The sequence below is a fragment of the Bacteroidia bacterium genome (assembly GCA_039924845.1).
GTDB lineage: Bacteria > Bacteroidota > Bacteroidia > DATLTG01 > DATLTG01 > DATLTG01.
This window is the reverse complement of sequence record JBDTAC010000062.1, coordinates 24,063-48,701: the sequence shown is the minus strand read 5'-3', so window position 1 is coordinate 48,701 and position 24,639 is coordinate 24,063. Positions and strand designations below refer to the sequence as shown.

At 35.6% G+C, this 24,639-nt stretch carries 22 protein-coding genes and 5 tRNA genes; 25 read left to right on the top strand and 2 right to left on the bottom strand.

What is annotated here, in order from left to right; genetic code table 11:
- From ABIZ51_07000 to ABIZ51_06900, 21 genes are all read left to right on the top strand, one after another.
- Nucleotides 1-495: dihydrolipoyl dehydrogenase (locus ABIZ51_07000; protein ID MEO7088520.1), on the top strand; the 495-nt coding region annotated here is incomplete at its 5' end.
- A gap of 624 nt (nt 496-1,119) precedes the next feature.
- Nucleotides 1,120-1,626 carry a hypothetical protein gene (locus tag ABIZ51_06995; protein ID MEO7088519.1) on the top strand — a complete coding sequence of 169 codons (507 nt, stop codon included), beginning with the start codon at nt 1,120-1,122 and terminating at the stop codon, nt 1,624-1,626.
- A 429-nt stretch (nt 1,627-2,055) separates the two neighbouring features.
- Nucleotides 2,056-3,195: an acyl-CoA dehydrogenase family protein gene (locus tag ABIZ51_06990; protein MEO7088518.1), complete on the top strand. Its 1,140-nt coding sequence runs from the start codon at nt 2,056-2,058 to the stop codon at nt 3,193-3,195.
- An 82-nt stretch (nt 3,196-3,277) separates the two neighbouring features.
- On the top strand, nt 3,278-3,469 hold the full coding sequence (rpsU, locus tag ABIZ51_06985; protein MEO7088517.1) for a 30S ribosomal protein S21: 192 nt from the start codon (nt 3,278-3,280) through the stop codon (nt 3,467-3,469).
- Nucleotides 3,470-3,577: 108 nt separating this feature from the next.
- Nucleotides 3,578-4,459 (top strand): tyrosine recombinase XerC, encoded by an 882-nt coding sequence (locus ABIZ51_06980; GenBank protein ID MEO7088516.1) that lies wholly within the window; start codon nt 3,578-3,580, stop codon nt 4,457-4,459.
- Between the two features lie 62 nt (nt 4,460-4,521).
- Nucleotides 4,522-4,821 (top strand): ribosome-associated translation inhibitor RaiA, encoded by a 300-nt coding sequence (raiA, locus tag ABIZ51_06975; protein MEO7088515.1) that lies wholly within the window; start codon nt 4,522-4,524, stop codon nt 4,819-4,821.
- A gap of 148 nt (nt 4,822-4,969) precedes the next feature.
- A tRNA-Thr gene (locus ABIZ51_06970) sits at nt 4,970-5,043 on the top strand.
- 24 nt (nt 5,044-5,067) lie between these two features.
- Nucleotides 5,068-5,150: transfer RNA gene (locus ABIZ51_06965), tRNA-Tyr, on the top strand.
- Nucleotides 5,151-5,258: 108 nt separating this feature from the next.
- A tRNA-Gly gene (locus tag ABIZ51_06960) sits at nt 5,259-5,331 on the top strand.
- A gap of 69 nt (nt 5,332-5,400) precedes the next feature.
- Nucleotides 5,401-5,472: transfer RNA gene (locus ABIZ51_06955), tRNA-Thr, on the top strand.
- Nucleotides 5,473-5,549: 77 nt separating this feature from the next.
- Nucleotides 5,550-6,743, top strand: a complete 1,194-nt coding sequence (tuf, locus tag ABIZ51_06950; protein ID MEO7088514.1) for an elongation factor Tu — start codon at nt 5,550-5,552, stop codon at nt 6,741-6,743.
- A gap of 62 nt (nt 6,744-6,805) precedes the next feature.
- A tRNA-Trp gene (locus tag ABIZ51_06945) sits at nt 6,806-6,878 on the top strand.
- Between the two features lie 21 nt (nt 6,879-6,899).
- On the top strand, nt 6,900-7,094 hold the full coding sequence (secE, locus tag ABIZ51_06940; GenBank protein MEO7088513.1) for a preprotein translocase subunit SecE: 195 nt from the start codon (nt 6,900-6,902) through the stop codon (nt 7,092-7,094).
- Between the two features lie 22 nt (nt 7,095-7,116).
- Complete coding sequence (gene nusG / locus ABIZ51_06935) at nt 7,117-7,680, top strand: transcription termination/antitermination protein NusG (protein MEO7088512.1); 564 nt, start codon at nt 7,117-7,119, stop codon at nt 7,678-7,680.
- A gap of 92 nt (nt 7,681-7,772) precedes the next feature.
- Nucleotides 7,773-8,216 carry a 50S ribosomal protein L11 gene (gene rplK, locus ABIZ51_06930; protein MEO7088511.1) on the top strand — a complete coding sequence of 148 codons (444 nt, stop codon included), beginning with the start codon at nt 7,773-7,775 and terminating at the stop codon, nt 8,214-8,216.
- A gap of 59 nt (nt 8,217-8,275) precedes the next feature.
- A complete protein-coding gene (rplA, locus tag ABIZ51_06925; GenBank protein ID MEO7088510.1) occupies nt 8,276-8,968 on the top strand; it encodes a 50S ribosomal protein L1 in 693 nt (230 codons plus the stop codon).
- Between the two features lie 47 nt (nt 8,969-9,015).
- The gene (gene rplJ / locus ABIZ51_06920; protein ID MEO7088509.1) at nt 9,016-9,540 is read left to right on the top strand and encodes a 50S ribosomal protein L10; all 525 of its coding nucleotides are present in this window, start codon (nt 9,016-9,018) and stop codon (nt 9,538-9,540) included.
- A 48-nt stretch (nt 9,541-9,588) separates the two neighbouring features.
- Nucleotides 9,589-9,960 carry a 50S ribosomal protein L7/L12 gene (gene rplL / locus ABIZ51_06915; GenBank protein ID MEO7088508.1) on the top strand — a complete coding sequence of 124 codons (372 nt, stop codon included), beginning with the start codon at nt 9,589-9,591 and terminating at the stop codon, nt 9,958-9,960.
- Nucleotides 9,961-10,071: 111 nt separating this feature from the next.
- Entirely contained in the window at nt 10,072-13,881 is a 3,810-nt protein-coding gene (gene rpoB, locus ABIZ51_06910; protein ID MEO7088507.1) for a DNA-directed RNA polymerase subunit beta, read from the top strand.
- 67 nt (nt 13,882-13,948) lie between these two features.
- Nucleotides 13,949-18,247 carry a DNA-directed RNA polymerase subunit beta' gene (rpoC, locus tag ABIZ51_06905; protein MEO7088506.1) on the top strand — a complete coding sequence of 1,433 codons (4,299 nt, stop codon included), beginning with the start codon at nt 13,949-13,951 and terminating at the stop codon, nt 18,245-18,247.
- 159 nt (nt 18,248-18,406) lie between these two features.
- Nucleotides 18,407-18,724 (top strand): DUF3467 domain-containing protein, encoded by a 318-nt coding sequence (locus ABIZ51_06900; GenBank protein MEO7088505.1) that lies wholly within the window; start codon nt 18,407-18,409, stop codon nt 18,722-18,724.
- A 72-nt stretch (nt 18,725-18,796) separates the two neighbouring features.
- On the opposite strand, the gene ABIZ51_06895 is transcribed toward ABIZ51_06900, so the two are convergent.
- Nucleotides 18,797-19,567 (bottom strand): DUF3108 domain-containing protein, encoded by a 771-nt coding sequence (locus ABIZ51_06895; protein MEO7088504.1) that lies wholly within the window; start codon nt 19,565-19,567, stop codon nt 18,797-18,799.
- Between the two features lie 86 nt (nt 19,568-19,653).
- Here ABIZ51_06895 and ABIZ51_06890 point away from each other — a divergent pair, with 86 nt between their 5' ends.
- The 4 genes from ABIZ51_06890 to ABIZ51_06875 all read left to right on the top strand — a co-directional run bounded on the left by ABIZ51_06890 (nt 19,654) and on the right by ABIZ51_06875 (nt 23,162).
- Entirely contained in the window at nt 19,654-20,772 is a 1,119-nt protein-coding gene (locus ABIZ51_06890; GenBank protein MEO7088503.1) for a hypothetical protein, read from the top strand.
- Between the two features lie 158 nt (nt 20,773-20,930).
- Nucleotides 20,931-21,401, top strand: coding sequence for a DUF1573 domain-containing protein (locus tag ABIZ51_06885; protein MEO7088502.1), 471 nt, complete (start codon nt 20,931-20,933; stop codon nt 21,399-21,401).
- Nucleotides 21,402-21,444: 43 nt separating this feature from the next.
- The gene (locus ABIZ51_06880; protein ID MEO7088501.1) at nt 21,445-21,888 is read left to right on the top strand and encodes a DUF1573 domain-containing protein; all 444 of its coding nucleotides are present in this window, start codon (nt 21,445-21,447) and stop codon (nt 21,886-21,888) included.
- Between the two features lie 74 nt (nt 21,889-21,962).
- The gene (locus ABIZ51_06875; protein ID MEO7088500.1) at nt 21,963-23,162 is read left to right on the top strand and encodes a pyridoxal phosphate-dependent aminotransferase; all 1,200 of its coding nucleotides are present in this window, start codon (nt 21,963-21,965) and stop codon (nt 23,160-23,162) included.
- Between the two features lie 59 nt (nt 23,163-23,221).
- Here ABIZ51_06875 and ABIZ51_06870 read toward each other — a convergent pair whose 3' ends face one another.
- Nucleotides 23,222-24,379, bottom strand: coding sequence for a SpoIIE family protein phosphatase (locus ABIZ51_06870; protein MEO7088499.1), 1,158 nt, complete (start codon nt 24,377-24,379; stop codon nt 23,222-23,224).
- Between the last annotated feature and the right edge of the window lie 260 nt (nt 24,380-24,639).

The window sequence follows — 24,639 nt, the reverse complement described above, 5'->3', positions numbered from 1 at the left end:
AATATTCCGAGTATTTATGCCATTGGCGATTGTGTTGGCGGACAAGCATTGGCGCACGTAGCAAGTAAAGAAGGAATTATTTGTGTGGAAAAAATTGCAGGACATCATCCAAAACCGTTGGATTATAATAACATTCCGGGATGTACGTATTGTCAGCCAGAAATTGCTTCCGTAGGTTTTACAGAAGCAAAAGCCAAACAAGCAGGTTATGAAATTAAAGTAGGTAAATTTCCTTTTTCGGCTTCTGGAAAAGCAAGTGCAGCAGGTGCGAAAGATGGTTTCGTAAAATTAATTTTCGATGCGAAATATGGTGAAATTTTAGGAGCACATTTAATAGGAGCTAACGTAACTGAAATGATTGAAGAAATTGTAATGGCGCGAGAATTGGAAGCAACAGGACACGAATTATTGACAACCATTCATCCGCATCCAACAATGAGCGAAGCTATTATGGAAGCAGCAGCAGCGGCTTACGGAGAAGTGATTCATCTGTAAGATAGTGTTGAAAAAATAATTTTTCAAGCACTTTTATTTAAGCTCATTTTTAAGGCTTCAAAAAATTAATTTTTTGAAGCCTTTTTTTCGACATCGGATTTCAAATAAATTTTTTGCTTCCTGAAAGCTAAAATGAAATGAGGAATCCAAACATTGAATTTTTCTTTGTTACTTTCATTTGTTTCAAGACAATAGAAAAACATAAAAATAGCTTTAAAAAATAATTTTTCGAATACGAAAATGATCAATTAAAATCGCGAAAAAAATCTTCGAAACTTATTTCTAGTGCTTCCAACAATCTGTTGATAATAAAGATAGACGTATTTACTCTGCCTTTTTCTATTCGGAATAAATTGGGTTTGTCCATATAACATCTTCGCGCCAATTCGCCTGCGAAATATTTTTTTTCAATCTCGCTTTGCGCAGATGTTCTCCGAATTTCAGTAAAAATTTTATTTTTTCTTTTTCTGCGGCAGTCATTATTGTAGCGAAATCTCGATACAATGAAACAGGATTTTTAGTTTAAAAAAGGTATCATATTTGACATCTCTTAAAATAATACATACTTTTGCCAAAGCGGATGCCGAAAAGATTACGAGTAGGCGCAATTAAAAATAAAAAATTATGAAAAAATTTAAACTATTATTTTATGCAGCTTCTGTAACTTTATTTTTAGCTTCTTGCTCGGGTAAAGATGGCGCACCGGGAGTAACGGGTCCTTCAGGAGCAGCGGGAACAAATGGTACAAACGGAACAAATGGTACAAACATTTCAACTAAAATAGACACAATAAATACCAGCTCATGGACTTCGTTTGCTACTTATTATATTGTTAATATTTCTGAGCCGGCTCTCACAAATGTAAATACTGACGGAGTTCTCGCGTATATTAGCTCAAATTCTGGACAATGGTTAGGGTTACCATGTACACATGTATTAAATAATGGAGATAATATGGTACCTGTTTTCCAAAATGGTACTATAAGGTTAGCGTACGAATTCTCGTCTGCTCCATCGGTTACCCTTCTTTTTAAAGTGGTAGTTATTCCTCCTGCAATGATGAAACAACATCCAAACTTAAATTTTAAAGATTACAATGCCGTGCGTAACGCGTTTCATTTACAAGATTAAAAAAGAGTATTCGAAAAAATAATTTTTCAAAAGCCGTAAACGTCATTGTTTGCGGCTTTTTGTATGTCTGAAAAAGGCGTTCAAAAAAATAATTTTTCAAAACTATTTTCTATAAGTTTTCTTTTTTGAGACACTTTTTTGCGGCATAGGATTTCAAATAAAATTTTAGCAAAATGAAAGCGTGATGAGTTTGGGAAGTTCCGAAAGTAATGAGGAAATCACCCGACGAATAGGTTTCAGGAAGCTAAAATGAAATGAGAAATCCCAGCCTTGAATTTTTTGGTTCTTTTTGTTTATAAGACAAAAAGAACAAGAAAACGTCTTCAAAAAAATAATTTTTCAAACGGAAAAAATAAAGCTAAATTTGCAGCCTCAAAAACAAAATACATTATAATGATGGAACACCAAACGATGGAACATACCGCACAAATGAATTTCGAGTTTAATGAAAACCAACGCATGATTGCGGATATGATTCGCAAATTCGGCGAAGAACATATTAAACCGAAAATGATGGAGTGGGACGAAGCTCAAATTTTTCCGGTAGAGGTTTTTAAAAAACTCGGAGAATTGGGGTTGATGGGCGTTTTGGTGCCAACAGAATATGGTGGTTCCGGATTTTCATACACAGAATATGTTACTGCAATTGTTGAAATTTCTAAAATATGCGGTTCTATCGGATTATCAATGGCAGCACATAATTCATTGTGTACGGGACATATTTTAGCATTCGGAAACGAAGAACAAAAAAAGAAATATTTACCAAAATTAGCAACAGCCGAATGGATTGGAGCTTGGGGTTTAACAGAAGTTGGAACAGGCTCGGATGCAGGCGGAATGATGACCACAGCGGTTGCTGACGGAGATTATTTCGTGATAAACGGATCGAAAAATTTTATTACACACGGGAAATCTGGAAACGTAGCCGTTGTAATTGTGCGCACTGGAGAAAAAGGTGATTCGCACGGAATGTCTGCTTTTATTGTTGAAAAAGAAACTGCAGGTTTTACGAGTGGCAGAAAAGAAAATAAATTAGGAATGCGTGCTTCCGAAACCACCGAATTAATTTTTGACAATTGCAGAGTTCATAAAAATCAGTTGATGGGAAATATCGGCGAAGGTTTTATACAAGCAATGAAAGTGTTGGATGGCGGTAGAATTTCGATTGCATCATTATCTGTAGGCATCGCGAAAGGCGCATTTGAAGCAGCGGTAAAATATTCGAAAGAACGCCAACAATTTGGAAAAGCAATTTCAGAATTTCAAGGAATTGCCTTTAAATTAGCAGATATGGCAACCGAAATAGAAGCGGCAGAATTATTAACATATCAAGCGGCAGACCTTAAAAATAGACACAAAAAAGTAACCAAAGAAAGTGCTTTCGCGAAATATTATGCTTCGGAAGTGGCTGTGAGAACAGCGAATGAAGCCGTTCAGATTTTTGGCGGATACGGTTATACAAAAGATTTTCCAGTGGAGAAATTTTATCGTGATGCAAAACTTTGTACCATTGGCGAAGGAACATCCGAAATTCAAAAAATAGTTATCGCAAGAGAAATCTTAAAATAAGGGCTTCAAAAAAATAATTTTTGAAAACTGATTTTTAATTTTTACATTTGCCATCCGTTTTAAAAACTAAAAAACATTAAAAATGATTATTGTACCGATAAAAGAAGGCGAACCAATTGAAAAAGCACTTAAAAAATTCAAAAAGAAATTTGAAAAAACAGGTGTTGTAAGAGAATTGAGAGAAAGACAAAAATTCACGAAACCATCCGTGAAATTTAGAGAAACGCGTATCAAAGCCGTTTACAAACAAAAAATGCAAGAAGCAGAAGCTTAAGCAAAAAAATAATTTTCCCAATAAAAATTTTGCGGGAGAAAATTTACTTTTCGATACAACTTTTTAAAATTGTATTCGTTGAAACAAGTAAGTTTTCTCCCGTTTCTTATGAGTCAAGAAAAATTTCTCCACTATATACAGTACGAAAAACGGTTTTCGCCTCACACCCTTACCGCTTACAAAAATGATTTGAAACAATTTCAATTGTTTCTCGAAAAAATAAATTCCACAAACATTATTAAGGCTGATTTTTCCTCCATTCGTTTGTGGATGGCGGAGTTGATGCAAGAAAAAAACAGTAGCCGCACAGTGAATCGGAAATTAACGGTGCTGAAATCGTTTTACAAATTTTTGTTTCGAGAAAAAATAATTGAGATCAATCCGACGTTGAAAGTAATTGCTCCAAAAACGTCAAAAAAATTGCCCGTTTTTGTGGAAGAAAAGAAAATGACTATTTTGTTGGATAATGTTTTATTTACTGATAATTTTGAGGGCATCAGAAATAAATTAATCATCGAATTATTTTATGCCACAGGTATTCGTTTGTCGGAATTGGTGAATTTGAAAGAAAAAGACATTGATTTATTTTCGGGAAACTTGAAAGTGTTGGGAAAAAGAAATAAAGAACGGATTCTGCCGATTCATGCGGAACTCAAAAATAAAATTGAAAAGTATATCGTTGAAAAAAATAATTTAAACATCGAATACGAAAAAGGTTTTTTGTTCGTTACAGATAAAGGAAAGAAAATATATCCAAAAATGGTCTATCGCATTGTAAAACTTTATTTGGCGCAGGTTACAACAATTGATAAAAAAAGCCCTCATGTATTGAGACACACTTTTGCGACACACATGCTTAACAACGGCGCCGATTTGAATGCAGTGAAAGAATTATTGGGACACGCGAATTTGGCAGCAACACAAATTTATACGCATAATACAGTAGAAAAATTAAAAAAGGTATATCAGCAAGCACATCCGAAAGCATAGTATTTACAATAGAATCACTATAAATATCATTCAAAAAAATAATTTTTAAAAAGGAGGAAATCATGAAAACAGAAATTCAGTCCATACATTTTACTGCGGACAAAAAACTATTAGAGTTTGTGCAGGAAAGAGTTGATAAACTCGGACATTTTTACGATGGAATTATTGGTAGTGAAGTTTTTTTACGGTTGGATAAATCTGATGCTGCAGAAAACAAAGTAGCCGAAATAAAAATATTAATTCCCGGTAACGACTTGTTTGCGAAAAAACAATGTAAAACCTTTGAAGAAGCTGTGGATACAAGTATAGAAGCACTCACAAAGCAAGTAAAAAAGCACAAAGAAAAATTGAGAGGTGTATAAATATGCTTTTTTCTTAGAAAAAAAATAAATTTATTTTGTAACTAATTAAATTAGTTATAACTTTGCAGTCCTTTTTAAAAAAGGGGACTGCTTTTTTGTGTCGATTTAGATTGATTTGTTCTTTGAAAAAAAGTGGTGAGAAAGTCTTGCCGATGTAGCTCAGCTGGCCAGAGCAGCTGATTTGTAATCAGCTGGTCGGGGGTTCGAATCCCTCCATCGGCTCTATAATGTAATGTGAATTTGGCAGGGGAGATACCAGAGTGGCCAAATGGGACAGACTGTAACTCTGTTGTTTTACGACTTCGAAGGTTCGAATCCTTCTCTCCCCACAAACAACTATTATAGAAAAAAAAGTCTTGAAAAATTAATTTTTCAAGACTAAAAAATAGAAGAAGAATAACGTTCATTGAGATTTTTAAAAGATTAAAAAAAATTAAGCAGAAGTAGCTCATTTGGTAGAGCGTCAGCCTTCCAAGCTGAGGGTGGCCGGTTCGAGCCCGGTCTTCTGCTCTTAAAGATAATTGAGGACGAGGTAAACGCTCTTTTGAAAGATGAAAAGTTAGAACGGCAAAATAAAAAGCCATTGTAGCTCAGGGGTAGAGCACTTCCTTGGTAAGGAAGAGGTCACGGGTTCAAATCCCGTCAACGGCTCTGCTTCAGAAGTGAATGAAAGTGAAATATTAGTAATAAATAAATAATAACAATAAATTTAAAAACCCAATATAGCTATGGCTAAAGAAAAATTTGATCGTTCCAAACCACACGTAAACATCGGAACTATTGGTCACGTTGACCACGGTAAAACAACCTTAACTGCTGCTATTACAACAGTATTAGCTAGTAAGGGATTGTCAGAAAAAAGATCGTTCGATTCTATCGATAATGCTCCTGAGGAAAAAGAAAGAGGTATTACTATTAATACATCTCACGTAGAATATTCTACCGCGAATCGCCACTATGCGCACGTTGATTGTCCAGGTCACGCGGATTATGTGAAAAACATGGTTACAGGTGCTGCTCAAATGGACGGTGCTATATTAGTTGTTGCTGCTACGGATGGTCCGATGCCACAAACACGTGAACACATTCTTTTGGCTCGTCAAGTAGGCGTTCCACAAATTGTTGTGTTTATGAACAAAGTGGATATGGTGGATGATCCTGAATTGTTGGATTTAGTTGAAATGGAAATTCGCGAATTATTGAGTTTCTATAATTTTGACGGAGCTAAAATTCCTATCATCAGAGGTTCTGCTTTGGGTGGTTTGAATGGTGATGCAAAATGGGTAGAAAAAATTATGGAATTGATGGATGCGGTGGATTCTTTTATTCCAATTCCAGTTCGTCAAATTGATAAAAACTTTTTGATGCCAGTAGAGGATGTATTCTCTATCACTGGTCGTGGTACTGTTGCAACAGGAAGAATTGAAACAGGTGTTATCAACTCTGGAGAAGATGTTGAAATCATCGGTATGCAAGAGCAAGAAACAAAACTTAAATCAACCATTACAGGTGTTGAGATGTTCCGTAAAATATTGGACAGAGGTGAAGCTGGAGATAACGTTGGTTTATTGTTGAGAGGTATTGATAAAAAAGATATCAGAAGAGGTATGGTTGTTGCTAAACCTGGTTCTATCACTCCTCACACTGAATTTACAGCAGAGATTTATGTATTGAAAAAAGAAGAAGGTGGCCGTCATACTCCATTCCATAACAAATATCGTCCTCAATTTTATTTGAGAACAACAGATGTTACGGGGGAAATTACACTTCCGGAAGGACGTGAAATGGTTATGCCTGGTGATAACGTTACAATTACCGTGAAATTGATTGTACCTGTTGCGATGGATAAAGGATTGCGTTTCGCTATCCGTGAAGGTGGAAGAACAGTAGGTGCAGGACAAGTAATTTCAATTATAAAATAAGTTAACAGTTTCCAGTTGGCAACCGCTACAATGCGGTTGCCTGCTGCCAATTGCTAACGAATACGGGTGTAGCTCAATTGGTAGAGTAGTGGTCTCCAAAACCATTGGCTGGGAGTTCGAGTCTCTCCACCCGTGCAATGGAATTAAAGAAAAAAAATGAGTAAAATAAAAGACTATTTAGAAGACGCAAGCAATGAACTTTTTCATAAAGTATCATGGCCTACGTTGAGTGAACTTCAAAGCAGCTCTGTGGTTGTGATGATTACTTCTGTTATTATCGCAATGATTGTTTTTGGTATGGATAGATCTTTTAACTTTATAATGGAACAATTTTACCATATTTTTCAATAATTTTTAATCGAAAAAAGCAGCAATGAGCGATAAAGTTATCAATACCCCCGTTAGAAAATGGTACGTTGTGAGGGCTGTGAGCGGTCAGGAGAAAAAGGTAAAACAATATATTGAGTCTGAAATCGGCTTGCTTGGAATGAAAGATTATGTTTCGCAAGTTCTGATTCCGACTGAAAAAGTATATCAAATTCGTAACGGAAAAAAAGTGAGTAAGGAAAAAAACTTTTTTCCAGGTTATGTTTTGATTGAAGCAGCGTTGGTGGGAGAAGTACCGCATATCATTAAAAATATTACTGGTGTGATTGGGTTTTTAGGAACCAAAGGAGGAGAAGCTGTTCCTTTGAGAATAGCAGAAGTAAATCGTATTTTAGGAAAAGTAGATGAGTTGGCGGAAAGTGATGCAGAGATAAATATTCCGTTTATTGTTGGAGAAACAGTGAAAGTAATAGATGGACCATTCAATAGTTTTTCTGGAATCATTGAAGAAATCAATGAAGAGAAGAAAAAGCTGAAAGTTATGGTGAAAATATTTGGGCGGAAAACACCACTCGAATTGAGTTACATGCAAGTTGAGAAAGAAAAATAACAATCATTAAATGATGAATTAAGAAGGATGAATTTTTAGAGCTTCCATTCGTAAATTCTAATTCACATTCAACATTTAAAAACAAATAAAAAATGGCTAAAGAAATAACAGGAGTTGTAAAATTGCAAGTAAAAGGCGGAGCGGCTAATCCATCTCCTCCAATTGGTCCTGCATTAGGTGCAAAAGGTGTAAATATCATGGATTTTTGCAAGCAATTCAATGCAAGAACCCAAGATCAAGCAGGTAAAGTATTACCCGTTATTATTACTGTTTATTCAGATAAATCGTTTGATTTTATACTTAAAAAACCTCCAGTTGCTGTGCAATTGAAAGATGCTGCAAAGTTGAAATCAGGGTCTGCTGAACCAAACAGAAAAAAGGTGGCCTCCGTAAATTGGAATCAAATAAAAGCGATTGCTGAAGAAAAAATGTCGGATTTGAATTGTTTTACAATGGATTCAGCAATGAGTATGGTGGCTGGAACTGCAAGAAGTATGGGTATCACCGTTGACGGCGAATCTCCTTTAAAAAAATAAAATATAAACCTGATGGAGTTTGCTTTTTGTAAACGTTTGCACATCAAAAAAACAATAAAATGGCAATTAGCAAAAAAAGAAAAGCAGCGTTAACAAAATACGATAGTGAAAAATCTTATAGTTTAGCGGATGCATCTAAGATTATAAGAGAAATTACAAATACAAAATTTGATTCTTCAGTGGATTTGAGTATCCGCTTAGGAGTTGATCCTCGTAAGGCCAATCAAATGGTAAGAGGTATTGTAACTTTACCTCACGGAACTGGAAAAACAAATAAAATTTTGGTTTTATGTACGCCTGATAAAGAAGCAGAAGCGAAAGCTGCAGGTGCTGATTTTGTAGGTTTAGATGAATATATTGAAAAAATAAAAGGTGGTTGGACAGATGTGGACGTGATAATCACAATGCCAAGTGTAATGGGAAAAGTAGGAGCTTTAGGAAGAGTTTTAGGACCAAGAGGTTTAATGCCGAATCCGAAAACAGGAACTGTTACTATGGAAGTGGGAAAAGCTGTAATGGAATCAAAAGGTGGTAAAATCGACTTTAAAGTAGACAAAGCCGGAATCATTCAATCTTCTGTTGCAAAAGCATCCTTTGATGCACAAAAAATTGCCGAAAATGCAAATGAATTGTTACAATCAATTATAAAATTAAAGCCTGCTTCCGCTAAAGGCATTTATGTTAGAAGTGTGTACATGTCGAGCACGATGAGCCCGAGTGTACAAATTGAAACAAAATCCTTAGGGCTATAATTTTAATCGTTTTTGCTGATAAAATGCAAAAATACAGATAAAAAAACATGAAAAAAGAAGACAAAAATAAAGCAATAGAGTTAATGGTAGAGCAACTCGCCAATAACAAAAATTTCTATTTGACAGATACTTCCGGTTTGAGCGTAGAAAGCGTTAATAAATTGAGAAGAATGTGTTATAGTAAAAAGATTCATTTGCAAGTTGTGAAAAATACCTTGCTTCAAAAAGCAATGGAAAAACAAAACGATGCAGAATTTCAACCTTTATATAGTGCACTTAAAGGCGCTACTGCGATAATGTTTTGCGAATCAGCGAGCGAGCCTGCAAAAGTAATTCAAGAGTTCAGAAAAACGAAAGACAAACCTCTTTTGAAAGCTGCTTTTGTAGAACAATCAGCTTATTTAGGCGACAATGAATTAACAGCATTAGCAAGTATTAAATCTAAAAATGAACTCATTGGAGATATTATCGGCTTATTACAATCTCCAGCTAAAAATGTTATTTCTGCACTTCAATCAGGTAAAAATACAATTGCAGGTGTAGTGAAAACATTATCCGAAAGATCAGAATAAAAATTTTATAATTAAACTTAGTAATTAATCAATTAAAAAACAATAAAAATGGCAGACGTAAAAACATTAGCGGACCAATTGGTTAGCTTGACAGTAAAAGAAGTACAAGAATTAGCAAAAATCCTAAAAGATGAGCATGGTATCGAACCAGCAGCAGCAGCAGTTGCAGTTGCAGTTGGTGGCGGTGGAGCAGCAGCGGCAGCAGAAAAAACAACATTTGATGTTATTTTGAAAAGTGCAGGTGCAGCAAAATTAGGTGTTGTTAAAATAGTAAAAGAAATCACTGGCTTAGGCTTGAAAGAAGCAAAAGATCTTGTTGATGGTGCACCAAAACCAGTAAAAGAAGGTATTGCAAAGGAAGAAGCAGAATCTATTAAAGCACAATTAACAGAAGCAGGAGCTGAGGTTGAAGTTAAATAAGCTCTTCTAAATACAATCATAAGGTACAGCCTCTTTTCCTTAGGGAATGAGGTCTGTTCCTTTTGTTGTTTATAGTTTTATCTTGTTTTTTAACCTTTAAACTCACGCACCTTGGCTCAGAATAAAAAAGCGCAAAGAATTAACTTTGCATCTATAAAAAATCAGATTGATTATCCCGATTTTCTGGATATTCAGATAAAATCTTTTCAAGATTTTTTTCAACTTGAAACTACTTCCGAGAATCGGAAAAAAGAAGGTCTTTTTAAAGTTTTCAGCGAAAACTTTCCAATCTCAGATGCGCGAAATAATTTTGTGCTCGAATTTTTGGATTATTTCGTAGATCCTCCAAGATATTCGATTGACGAATGTATTGAAAGAGGTTTGACATACAGCGTTCCGCTGAAAGCCAAATTAAAATTATATTGTACAGATCCTGAACACGAAGATTTTGAAACTATCGTTCAGGATGTATATTTAGGAACAATTCCTTATATGACACCTAAAGGTACTTTTTGTATCAACGGTGCTGAAAGAGTTGTTGTTTCCCAATTACATCGCTCTCCAGGAGTGTTTTTCGGACAAAGTCGTCATGCAAATGGCACAAAATTATATTCTGCCCGTGTTATTCCTTTCAAGGGTTCTTGGATAGAATTCGCAACAGACATCAACAGTGTGATGTACGCATACATTGATCGTAAAAAGAAATTACCTGTTACAACACTTTTGAGAGCTATCGGTTTCGAAAGTGATAAACAAATACTTGAAATATTTAACCTTGCTGACGAGTTAAAAGTGAGCAAAGTGGCTTTGAAAAAAGCAGAAGGACGTAAGCTTGCTGCCAGAGTTTTAAAAACTTGGGTGGAAGATTTCGTGGATGAAGATACTGGAGAAGTTGTTTCTATTGAGCGTAACGAAGTGATTATTGATCGCGAAACAATATTGGAAGATCATCACATTGATATGATTGTGGATGCCAACGTAAAATCTGTTATTCTTCATAAGGAAGATGTAAATGCTGCTGATTATGCAATTATTTACAATACACTTCAAAAAGACACTTCTAACTCAGAAAAAGAAGCGGTAGAACAAATTTATCGCCAATTGAGAAATGCTGAACCACCTGATGAAGAGACGGCAAGAGGCATTATCGACAAATTATTTTTCTCTGACAAAAGATATGATCTTGGAGAAGTCGGTCGCTACAGAATCAATAAAAAATTAGGGATGCAAACTCCCGAAGATGTTAAAGTTCTTACAAAAGAAGACATCATCGCAATTATCAAATATTTGATTGAGTTGATTAACTCAAAAGCAAATGTGGATGATATTGACCATTTAAGTAACAGAAGAGTTCGTACCGTTGGAGAGCAATTATACTCACAATTTGGAGTAGGATTGGCACGTATGGCACGTACAATTCGTGAACGTATGAACGTTCGTGATAATGAGGTGTTCACGCCAACAGATTTGATTAATGCAAAAACATTATCATCTGTCATCAATTCATTTTTTGGAACGAATCAACTTTCTCAGTTCATGGATCAAACCAATCCTTTGGCTGAAATTACGCACAAAAGAAGATTGTCGGCACTCGGGCCTGGTGGACTTTCAAGAGAAAGAGCTGGATTTGAGGTACGTGACGTTCATTACACACATTACGGACGTTTATGTACAATTGAAACACCCGAAGGTCCTAATATTGGATTGATTTCTTCGCTTTGTGTTTTTGCAAAAATCAATAAACTCGGATTTATCGAAACTCCCTACAGAACCGTTAGTAATGGTAAAGTAGATATGAATGATCCTATTATTTATTTGACGGCTGAAGAGGAAGATCAAAAAATAATTGCTCAAGCAAATGCATCTATAAACGACAAAGGGGCTCTTACAGATGCAAAAATAAAAGCACGCTACGAAGGAGATTTTCCTGTTGTAGACCCGGATAACGTACACTTAATGGACGTTGCTCCGAATCAAATTGCCTCCATTGCTGCATCACTTATTCCATTTTTGGAACACGATGATGCCAATCGTGCTTTGATGGGATCAAATATGCAGCGTCAAGCAGTGCCATTGTTGCGCCCACAATCTCCAGTAGTAGGGACAGGATTGGAAGGTTTGGTTGCGAGAGATTCCCGCGTACTTGTAAATGCAGAAGGCGAAGGCGTTGTAGAATATGTTGATGCTTCTGAAATCGTTATCAGATATAGCAGAACTGAGGAAGAAAAATTAATTAGTTTTGACGATGATACGAAACGATATAAACTCATTAAATTCAGGAAAACCAATCAAAATACGTGTGTTAATTTAAAACCAATTGTTAAAAAAGGAGAAAAAGTAACAAAAGGTCAGGTTTTATGCGAAGGATATGCTACTCAAAACGGAGAGCTTGCTTTGGGTCGTAACTTGAAAGTAGCATTTATGCCTTGGAAAGGGTATAATTTTGAGGATGCGATTGTTATTTCGGAAAGAGTAGGTCGCGAAGATCTTTTTACTTCTATACACATTGATGAGTATTCATTAGAAGTGAGAGATACAAAAAGAGGCTTGGAAGAATTAACTTCTGATATTCCGAACGTGAGTGAGGAGGCAACGAAAGATTTGGATGAAAATGGTTTAATTCGTGTGGGTGCTGAAGTAAAAGAAGGTGATATTCTAATCGGAAAAATTACTCCAAAAGGAGAAACAGACCCTTCGCCAGAAGAAAAATTATTGAGAGCTATTTTTGGAGACAAAGCCGGTGATGTGAAAGATGCATCCTTAAAGGCTACTCCGTCTTTACGTGGTGTGGTAATTGATAAAAAATTATTTTCGAGAGTAGTAAAAGACAAGAAAACAAAAGGGGACGAAAAAGGAATTCTCGATAAAATAGAAAAAGATCATAACCTGGCTGTTGGTGAGTTAAAATCCAAATTAGTGGATAAATTATTTGTATTAGTAAATGGAAAAAGCTCTCAAGGTGTTCACAACAGTTTGAAAGAAGAAATTGTTCCAAAGGGTACAAAATTTACTCAAAAAATTCTTGAAAAAATTGATTATATCACTGTAAATCCAAGTCGTTGGACAACAGACAAGGATAAAAATGATCTTATCAAAACTTTGTTGCATAATTTCCATATTAAATACAACGATTTACTTGGAGCTTATAAGAGAAAAAAATTCGCAATAAAAGTAGGAGATGAATTACCAGCTGGAATTATTCAACTTGCTAAAATTTACATTGCTAAAAAACGTAAATTAAAAGTAGGTGATAAAATGGCTGGTCGCCATGGTAATAAAGGTATTGTTGCGAGAATTGTTCGAGATGAAGATATGCCATTTTTGGAAGACGGAACTCCCGTTGATATTGTATTGAATCCATTAGGCGTACCTTCTCGTATGAACTTGGGTCAGATTTATGAAACCGTTTTAGGTTGGGCAGGACAAAAATTAGGAATGCAATTTTCAACACCTATTTTTGATGGCGCAACCATGGATCAAATCAATGAATATACTGATAAAGCAGGCGTTCCAAGAAATGGAAGAACGTATCTTTACGATGGCGGTACAGGTGAGCGTTTTGAACAACCGGCAACTGTAGGCGTTATTTATATGTTGAAACTTGGACACATGGTGGATGATAAAATGCACGCACGTTCCATCGGACCTTATTCGCTTATTACACAACAACCATTGGGTGGTAAAGCTCAGTTTGGAGGTCAGCGTTTTGGTGAGATGGAGGTTTGGGCATTGGAAGCATTTGGTGCAGCCAATATTCTTCAGGAAATCCTTACTATTAAATCGGATGACGTAATTGGAAGAGCAAAAGCATACGAAGCCATTGTAAAAGGCGAAAACATGCCAACTCCCGGAATACCGGAATCTTTCAACGTATTGTTACACGAGCTAAGAGGATTGGGATTAAATATTTCCTTAGATTAACGACCGACAACCATGTGTTGTAAAAAATAATTTTTGAAAAAAAATTTTTAACGATAAACAAAAAAAAATGGCTTTCAAAAGAGATAATAAACTAAAAAGTAATTTTACAAAAATTACTATCAGCTTAGCTTCACCAGAAGCAATATTAGGACGCTCCAGTGGTGAAGTTTTAAAGCCAGAAACAATCAATTATCGTACTTATAAACCAGAAAGAGATGGTTTATTTTGCGAACGTATTTTCGGTCCGGTTAAAGATTGGGAATGTCATTGCGGTAAATACAAACGAATCAGATACAAAGGTATTGTTTGCGATCGTTGCGGAGTTGAGGTTACGGAGAAAAAAGTGAGGAGAGAACGTATGGGGCACATCAGTTTGGTGGTTCCTGTAGCGCATATTTGGTACTTCAAATCTTTACCTAATAAAATTGGTTATTTGTTAGGACTTCCTACCAAAAAGTTAGACATGATTATTTACTACGAGCGTTATGTAGTGGTAAATGCAGGTGTAAAAGCAAGCGATGGTGTTAATTATTTAGATTTTTTAACAGAAGAAGAATACCTTGAAATTTTAGATACTCTACCAAAAGACAATCAATATTTGGATGATAACGATCCAAATAAATTTATTGCCAAAATGGGTGCTGAGGCACTTCACGAATTGCTTTCTCGTCTTCAACTAGACACATTGTCGTACGACTTGAGACATAAAGCAAATACGGAAACATCTCAACAACGTAAAAACGAAGCATTGAAACGTTTGCAAGTGGTAGAAGCATTTCGCCACGCAAATGACCATGTTGAAAATCGCCCTGAATGGATGATTGTGAAAGTAGTTCCAGTTATTCCTCCAGAATTGCGTCCTCTTGTTCCTTTGGATGGTGGACGTTTTGCAACTTCTGATTTAAATGATTTGTATAGAAGGGTTATCATTCGTAACAATCGTCTAAAAAGATTGATTGAAATAAAAGCTCCAGATGTTATTTTACGGAATGAAAAAAGGATGTTACAAGAATCTGTAGATTCTTTGTTTGATAATTCAAGAAAATCAAATGCCGTTAAAACAGATTCAAACAGAGCATTAAAATCACTTTCGGATTCCTTAAAAGGAAAACAAGGTCGTTTCCGCCAAAATTTATTAGGTAAACGAGTAGATTATTCTGCACGTTCCGTAATTGTTGTAGGTCCTGAAATGCAATTGCACGAATGCGGTTTGCCAAAAGGTATGGCAGCAGAGTTATTTAAACCGTTCATCATTCGTAAAATGATTGAAAGAGGAATCGTGAAAACGGTTAAATCTGCTAAGAAAATTGTAGATAAAAAAGATCCTGTTGTTTGGGATATCTTAGAAAATGTTTTGAAAGGACATCCTGTATTATTGAATCGTGCTCCAACCTTACATCGTTTGGGTATTCAAGCTTTCCAACCAAAGTTAATTGAAGGAAAAGCAATTCAATTACATCCATTGGTTTGTACTGCGTTTAACGCGGATTTTGATGGAGATCAAATGGCGGTGCATCTTCCACTCGGAAATGCAGCTATTTTGGAAGCACAAACATTGATGCTTGCTTCGCATAATATTTTAAATCCTTCTAACGGAGCTCCAGTTACAGTACCTTCACAAGACATGGTATTGGGCTTGTATTACATGACCAAAGGGAGAAAGAGCGAAAAGGGAAATCCTGTGAAAGGAGAAGGCTTGAAATTTTATTCTCCTGAAGAAGCTATTATTGCTTACAATGAGAAAAAAGTAGATTTACACGCTTGGGTGCACGTAAAATTGCACAATATAAAGGAAAATGGAAAGTTCGTTTCTAAACTTTTTGAAACGACTGTGGGAAGAATTATTTTTAACCAAGTAGTTCCCAAAGAAGTTGGTTACATCAATGAATTATTGACCAAAAAGTCTTTGCGTGATATCATTGGTGATATCATGAAAGAGACTGGAATGGCTAAAACGGCTAAATTCTTGGACGAGATTAAAAGTCTTGGATTTAATGCGGCTTTCAGAGGCGGACTTTCATTTAATTTAGGAGATGTGGTTACTCCATCTGATAAAACAAAAATGATTGCAGACGCGAATACGCAAGTGGACGAAGTGGTAAACAATTATAATTTAGGTTTTATCACCAACAACGAGCGTTACAATCAAATCATTGATATTTGGACACATACAAATTCAAGAATTACTAAAAAGGTAATGGATCAACTTTCCAGTGATAGACAAGGTTTTAATCCTGTTTACATGATGCTTGATTCTGGTGCGAGGGGTTCTAAAGAACAAATTCGTCAGTTAAGCGGAATGCGTGGATTGATGGCAAAACCTCAGAAATCTGGATCTACAGGTGGTGAGATTATCGAAAATCCGATTATCTCAAACTTTACAGAGGGACTTTCCATCTTAGAATATTTTATCTCTACTCACGGTGCGCGTAAGGGTTTGGCGGATACTGCTTTGAAAACAGCGGATGCTGGTTACCTTACCAGAAGACTCGTGGATGTGGCGCAAGACGTTATTATTACAGGAGAAGATTGTGGTACATTACGCGGATTGGTTGCTACTCCACTTAAAAAGAATGATGAAGTTGTAGAATCACTTTACGAAAGAATTCTTGGAAGAACCACTGTTCATGATGTTCACGATCCATTAACTGGAAAATTATTGATTGAATCTGGATTGGAGTTTACAGAAGACATCGCTAAATTGATTGAGAAATCGCCAATAGAATCGGTTGAAATCAGATCAGTGCTTACGTGCGAAATGAAAATGGGTGTTTGTGCAAAATGCTACGGACGTAACTTGGCTACTGGCAGAATGGTGCAAAAAGGGGAGGCTGTAGGAGTTATTGCAGCTCAATCTATTGGAGAGCCGGGTACACAGCTGACACTTCGTACATTCCACGTGGGTGGTACTGCTTCTAACACAGCAGCATCTTCTAAAATTGAAGCGAAATACGATGGTATTTTAGAAATAGACGAATTAAAAACGGTACAACGTAAAAATGCAGATGGCATAACGGTAAATTTAGTTATCGGACGTTCTGCAGAGATACGCGTTATCGATGCAAATACAAGAATTACACTTACAACTGCTCATATTCCTTACGGTTCTCAATTGTATGTGAAAGATGGCGGTAAAGTGAAAAAAGGTGATTTGATTTGCGATTGGGATCCATACAATGCGGTTATCGTTTCAGAATTTGCTGGTAAAGCAGAATTTGACAACATCGAAGATGGTATCACTTTCCGTGAAGAATCCGATGAACAAACAGGTTTTAAGGAAAAAGTAATCATCGAATCGAGAGATAAAACAAAAAATCCGGTTATCAAAATCGTTGATAAAAAAGAAACATTACGTTCGTACAACATTCCAGTTGGTGCTCACATTATGATTAGTTCTGGATCGAAAATTGAAACAGGACAAATTTTGGTGAAAATCCCGAGAATGAGCGGAAAATCAGGTGATATCACGGGTGGTTTACCTCGTGTAACCGAATTGTTTGAAGCACGTAATCCTTCTAATCCTGCTGTTGTTTCTGAGATTGACGGAATTGTTTCTTTCGGAAAAATTAAACGCGGAAATCGTGAAGTGATTGTAGAATCAAGAACTGGCGAACAAAAACGCTATTTAGTTCAATTGTCCAAACATATTTTGGTTCAAGAAAATGATTTTATAAAAGCTGGAGAGCCGCTTTCTGACGGAGCAATAACACCTGCAGATATTTTAGCGATTAAAGGACCAACGGCTGTTCAAGAATATTTGGTGAATGAAATTCAAGAGGTTTATCGTTTGCAAGGACAAAAACTAAACGATAAACATTTCGAAGTAATTGTTCGTCAGATGATGCGCAAAGTGAACATCGAAGATCCAGGAGATACTATTTTCCTTGAAAAACAAATGGCTAACAAGCTTGATTTCATGGAAGAAAATAATCGTTTGTACGGTAATAAAGTGGTGATTGATGCAGGAGATTCTGCAGAATTTAAACCGGGACAAATTGTTTCTGCGCGTAAATTGAGAGATGAAAATTCTTTGTTGAAACGTAAAGATATGAAAGTAGCGGAAGCGAGAGATGCTGTTCCTGCAACGTCCAATTCAGTGTTGCAAGGTATTACCAGAGCATCTTTGCAAACCAATAGCTTTATGTCTGCGGCTTCCTTCCAAGAAACAACAAAAGTATTGAACGAAGCGGCTATCAGCGGAAAAGTAGATGATTTATCAGGATTGAAAGAAAACGTAATTGTTGGACATTTAATTCCTGCCGGAACAGGCTTGAGAGATTACGACAAAATGATTGTCGGTTCTCAAGAAGAATACAATCGTTTGATGGCTTCTAAAAAAGAAGCAGATGTAGAAGAAGAGGTCTAAAAACTTTTTTTTGAAGCATATAAAGAAGGGACGGCAGCAATGTGCGTCCCTTCTTTTTCAAAAAAATAATTTTTCAAACATAGAAAAACAAGGCTCGAAAAAATAATTTTTTCAGCGTAAATAAGCAGTTCAAAAAAATAATTTTTCAAAACAAAAATCATGAACGAACAAGAAAAAAATCCCAATCAATTAAACATTGAATTGAGCGAAGAAATGGCGGAAGGCGTGTATTCTAATCTTGCTATTATTACACATTCCAATTCAGAATTTGTAATTGATTTCATTAAAATAATGCCAGGAACGCCAAAAGCAAAAGTAAAATCGCGCATCGTATTAACGCCGCAACATGCGAAAAGATTAGTGAAAGCATTAAAAGAAAATGTAGCGAAATTCGAATCCATTCACGGACCAATAAAAGATACTGAAATGCCAAACGCTTTGCCGCTTAATTTCGGTGGGCCGACAGCGCAAGCTTGAAAAAATATTTTTTCAACGTACTTATTTTGATAGTTTTTTAGACTTCAAAAAAATAATTTTCCGAAGTCGAAATTAATGGAATGTAATCGGATTAGCTAAACCGGAATACGATTGTAAATCCATTTTTAAAGAACCGAAAAGTATATCTGCTTCTGCGCGAATAGGGATGTGGTTGGCATCATCGGTTATCCACACTTTCATATCTTCTTCGTGTTTAAAAATACGTCCGGTTTGTAAAACGGGTACAAACACCAAACATTTTATTTTTCCGAAAGTGGTTGTAATGGTTTCTCTTTTTAAAAATTTTATTTGAAGATTAAATAATTTATCGTCCACAAAGCTGGGTACATCAAACAAATCACCTTTTTTTGCTTTTGAAAAATCAAAACATCTGGCATAATAAAAAGAGGAAATCATATCTTGAATATTGGGCGGAACGTTAAGCGTTTTTCCATTACTATTGACAGTATGTTTTAATTGATTAAAAACCATGTTTTGGTTAATGATGTAACCGCCTTCATTTACTCTGCGGATAAAAAGCCAAGGCACCAATGCTTTTTCATCAATGTATGTCTCGTACCGATCGCGCACTTTAAAAAACCAATCGAAATTAGTATTGGAAACACCAATTCCTACAATGTGAAAAGTGTTTCTGCCGCCAATCAATGTGTTTTCGTTTTTTACTTCAATGCTGGCAGTTGCGGCATCAATAAAGCCATAATGGATGCGGTAATTTAAAATTTCGCCACGTTTAAATGCACTTACGTTTTCGTTTCGTAATTCTTGTGCTTTTACAGTGGGCAGCATGCCAGTAAAAAGCAATGCGAAAATTATTTTTTTCATGGCTTCAATTTACACATAGATTTCCAAATAACATGCCAAACAAAAAAAGGATGTAAAAAATTTAGTTTAAATTGCACGCTATTCTTATGCAGAAAATACCTTCATTTATTCGATTTTTTATAGTGCTATTTGTTTTTTTTGGAAATTGTTTTTATGCCTTTTCTCAAAATGAACAACCAGAAAAAAACACTGATATTTATTCGAAAAATATTCAAGCCAATGATTCAATTGACATAAGGCGTTTTGATTCCATTCCCAACGGAACGTATTGGGGATATTATGCTTCCGATACCACAAAGCCTGCTTTTGTGTATGAAAAATTAAATAACCGATCGTCGCTCATTATTTTTTGGCAAAATGGGAAAATAAAAAGAATCGGGCAGTATAAAACAACTGTTTTGTCGGGAACCTATCTAAGTGCTTACGAAAGTGGCTTAATGGCGGAAAGGGGGAGTTATAAAAGCGGCGAAAAAAATCATATTTGGAAATATTGGAATACCGATGGAGCCCTTGTGAAACAAGTAAAATACAAAAATGGAAAGAAAGAAATGGTGTTTGAAAAAAATAATTTTTCATCCTTGAAACTTTCTAAAATAGGATTTTATGTTTCCAGTGGTAGTTCGTATTATAATTTCGGAACGTTGAACAATGAATTGCAACAGTTCGGATTCAAAAATATTTTTCCGGCACGTATTGTTTTTGGAGGTGGTTTACTTTATGGAAATACCAAATCTCTTTTTGCTTCTTTAGGCATAGACTTTGATTTGCTTGCAAACTCCGAAACGCCTTACTTGAGAAGTGTTTTTGGAAGTAATTATTCTTTTCTTTTCAATTACGCATTATTGAAAAAACAAAACTGGTCGCTCATTCCGCAGTTAGGTATTGTAAATATCAACCAAAAATTTAATTTTTATGCTGCAAAAGGCATTGTTTACTACAACTCAACAGCTATGTATATTGGCAACGGAATGCTTCGAACAACGAACAATTGGGCTTTAAAAGCGGGCTTTGAAATGGATATAGATAAACCTGTTTTTTTTTCGAGTGCGGTCAATAGCGATACAGGAACCTCTGTTTTTTTTAATGCAGGCGTTTATGTACCGATTTCAAAACCTTTATGGCGAGAAGGAAATCAAGCAGTTTTAGGAACTAATCCAGTACTTTTTAACGGTTTTTATGCTGGCTTAGGGATTTGTTTTTTGTAGCTCGAAAAAATAATTTTTCAATACTTTTCGGATGTATTTTGAGAGAAATTTAAAAATGGCATGATTTTAGTAGTTATCTTTCCAAGAAAAACGAATTGTTTTGAAACCTTGTTTTTATTAAATACTTTTGCAACACATTTTTTAAAAGGAATAATAGCATGAAAAAAATAATTTTTACTTCTGTCATTGTATTAATAGCATTTTTAGGTGCGCAAGCTCAAAATGCGACGAAAACAGTTGATCCGAATGCACCAATACTTGTTTTTGAAACGAGTTTGCATGATTTCGGAACCATTGATCAAAATGGCAATGGAACCTACGAATTCAAATTTAAGAATACCGGAAAAGAACCATTAATCATTAAAGAAGCTCATGGATCATGCGGTTGTACGGTTCCGAGTTGGCCCAAAGATCCGATTGCTCCTGGAAAAGAATCTGTGATAAAAGTAACGTATGATACGCACAGAATAGGTGCTTTTGTGAAAACGGTTACACTTCAATCCAATGCTAATCCAGAACAAAATATTATCACTATTAAAGGAAAAGTAGTAGCAGTCCCTGCAGCCGATGTTTTTCCGGGAACTGGAACCGATAAAGCAGCTCCATATTCTCCATCCACTGAAAATTAATCTAAACTAAATAAGTACAAAAATTAACCTAAAAACAAACACTATGAAAAAAGTAATTTTATCCCTCGGAATGATGATGTGCATCGCCTTTGTAGGGAAAGCTCAAAATGCAGTAACACCTGCTCCTCCGGATCCAAATGCTCCTGTGATGACTTTTGTTCAAGATACCATTAATTATGGAACGATTGAGCACAATGCAGATGGATACAGATATTTCAAATTTACGAATACTGGAAAAGAACCATTGATTATTAAAGAAGCACATGGATCATGTGGTTGTACTATTCCAACTTATCCAAAAGATCCGATTAAACCGGGCGAAACTTCTGAAATTAAAGTACATTATGCAACAGATAGAGTTGGACAATTTGTGAAAACAGTAACTGTAAACAGCAATGCAAAAAACGAAACTGTTGTATTGCACATTATGGGAACAGTAAAGCCTGATGCTCCAAAACCAACACCAGTTGCACCTGCAGCAAAATAATTAATTTTAGTAAAAAAAATGCAATCTTTGTCCCGACTTTTAGTCGGGACTTTTTTATTTTAAATCGATACACAATGCCTAAAATATCAAAAAAATCAATAGAAATGCCTGCTTCGCCCATTCGGAAATTAGTTCCGTTTGCAGATAAAGCGAAACAAGACGGACGTATTATTTATCATTTGAATATCGGTCAGCCGGATATTGAAACGCCAGAAATTATGTTCGAAGCAGTAAGAAATTTCAAAGGAAAAATATTGGAATACAGCCACAGCGCTGGAATTGAATCTTATCGAAAAAAATTAACCACATATTATAAAAAATATTCGATTGATTTGGATTTTGAAGAAATCATGGTTACTACGGGTGGTTCTGAAGCCATAGAAATTGCGTTGATGACGTGTTTTAATGAAGGAGATGAATTGATTGTTCCCGAACCATTTTATGCCAATTACAATGGTTTTTCTTGCGCTGCGGGCGTGGTGATAAAACCAATTAAATCCAGTATCGAAACAGGTTTTGCACTTCCGCCGATTAGCGAATTTGACAAATTAATTACGCCGAAAACAAAAGGAATCATGATTTGTAATCCTGGAAATCCTACGGGTTATTTGTATACACGAGAAGAGATAGAATCCTTGGCGGCATTGGTTAAAAAGCATAATATTTTTCTTTTGTCTGACGAAGTTTACAGAGAATTCTGTTATGACAATAAAACATATACATCCGTAATGCACATCAAAGGAGTCGAAGAAAATGTAGTATTGTTGGATTCTATTTCGAAAAGATACAGTGCTTGTGGCGCGAGAATTGGAGCACTTATTTCAAAAAACAAAGAAGTAATGAATGCGGCAATTAAATTCGCACAAGCAAGATTAAGTCCGCCAACTTTCGGACAAATAGCCGGAGAAGCCGCTATTGATACACCCCCTTCTTATTTTGCTGCCGTAAAAAAAGAATACGAAGAACGCAGAAACTTTTTGGTAGCTGAATTAAATAAAATAGACGGCGTGTTTTGCCCGATGCCGAGTGGTGCGTTTTATTGTATTGCGCGTTTACCGATTGATGATGCCGATGTATTTTGTAAATGGTTGCTCGAATCTTTTCAGCATGAAAACCAAACGCTCATGTTGGCGCCAGCTACAGGTTTTTATTCTACGCCCAATACTGGAAAAGACGAAGTTCGTTTGGCGTATGTTCTGAATAAAGATGCCTTGAAAAATGCAATGATTTGTTTGAAAAAAGCATTGGAAGTTTATCCTGATCGAAAAAAATAATTTTTTGAATTTGTAAAAAAGATGTTTGAAAAATTAATTTTTCAAACATCTTTTTTTGCTTAAATTTTTATTCCCAATACCAATACATCGTCCACTTGTGGCTCCTCTTGCCGCCAATTAAGTAAAGCATATTGTAAAAAAGATTCTTGCTCATTCATTTCCATGGATTGTGCGGAAAGCAATAATTCTTTAAAACGTTTCCGATTGAATTTCTTTTTTTTCTCTCCGCCAAATTGATCGCAATAACCGTCGGTAAAAAAATAAAAACTATCATTCGGTTTTATCTCTATTTCTATAGATGAAAATTTTTTTTCTAAATCAGCATAAAAACCAATCGGATAACGATTCGATTCTAATTCGATAATATCGGAATCGCGCACTATTAAAAGCGGACGGAATGCGCCAGAATACGAAAAAATATTTTTTTCGAAATCAAAAACACCCATCGAAACATCCATTCCGTCGTTCGTGATATCATTGTTTTGTTTGTTCAATGCCAAAAATAATTCTTCGTCCAATGCGTATAAAATTTCCGAAGGTTCTTCAATTCCTTTTTTTACGATTACTTCTTTCAAAATCGAATTCGCAATAACCGACATCAATGCACCGGGAACTCCGTGTCCGGTGCAATCTACGGCAGCCACAAAAACCTTTTTTCCTTTTGTGTGAAAAAAATAATAATCGCCACTCACCACGTCTTTCGGCTGATACAATACAAATGCGTCGTTAAATTTATTTTTAATTTTTTCGATATCTGGCAAAATCGCAGCCTGTATTCGGCTCGCGTATTGGATACTGTCCAACATATCTTTGTTGTGCTGAAAAAGTATTTTGTTTTTTTCGAGCAATTGTTGTTCGGCATTTTTCCTTTCCGTAATATCGTGTCCGATTCCAACCAAGGTATTTAGCGGACCTTTCGAAGTATTCCATAAAATCCAACGTTCGCCACCATTGCCCGTTTTTAATAATTGTTCGTACGGAATTGTTTCCAAAAGGGTGTCCTGTTTCAGTTGCCGATTCACCAATTCTTTGATGTCGTTTCGCGTTGCATCCGTGTCGCGGGTTAAATTCCACCAACCGTTGCCCATTAATTGTTCTGGTTCAAAACCTAAAATTCGTTTCGCAGAAGGACTCACATATTCCACTTCGCCTTTTTGGCTCACAACTATAATTAAGCTGTTTATTTTTTCGAGTATAGCATCTGTAACTAATGACATAAAAATAATTTTTTGAAGAAAAATTGGATGAATAAAAAAGGGAAATTTTGTTTTACAGATTTTTTATCTGTTAATAGAAATGCAATTCGTAAATCGCTTTCTATTATGCATACAATGGCGCATTCCAATGCTTGAGTGCATCGGAGAAACATAAGAAATAACGTATGTTATTATATTTGCCATTATTATTTTTGGAGCGATTTTTGAAAATAAATTTCCATCGCTTCAGCGACAAATGTACTTCTTTTTTTGTTTTTTGA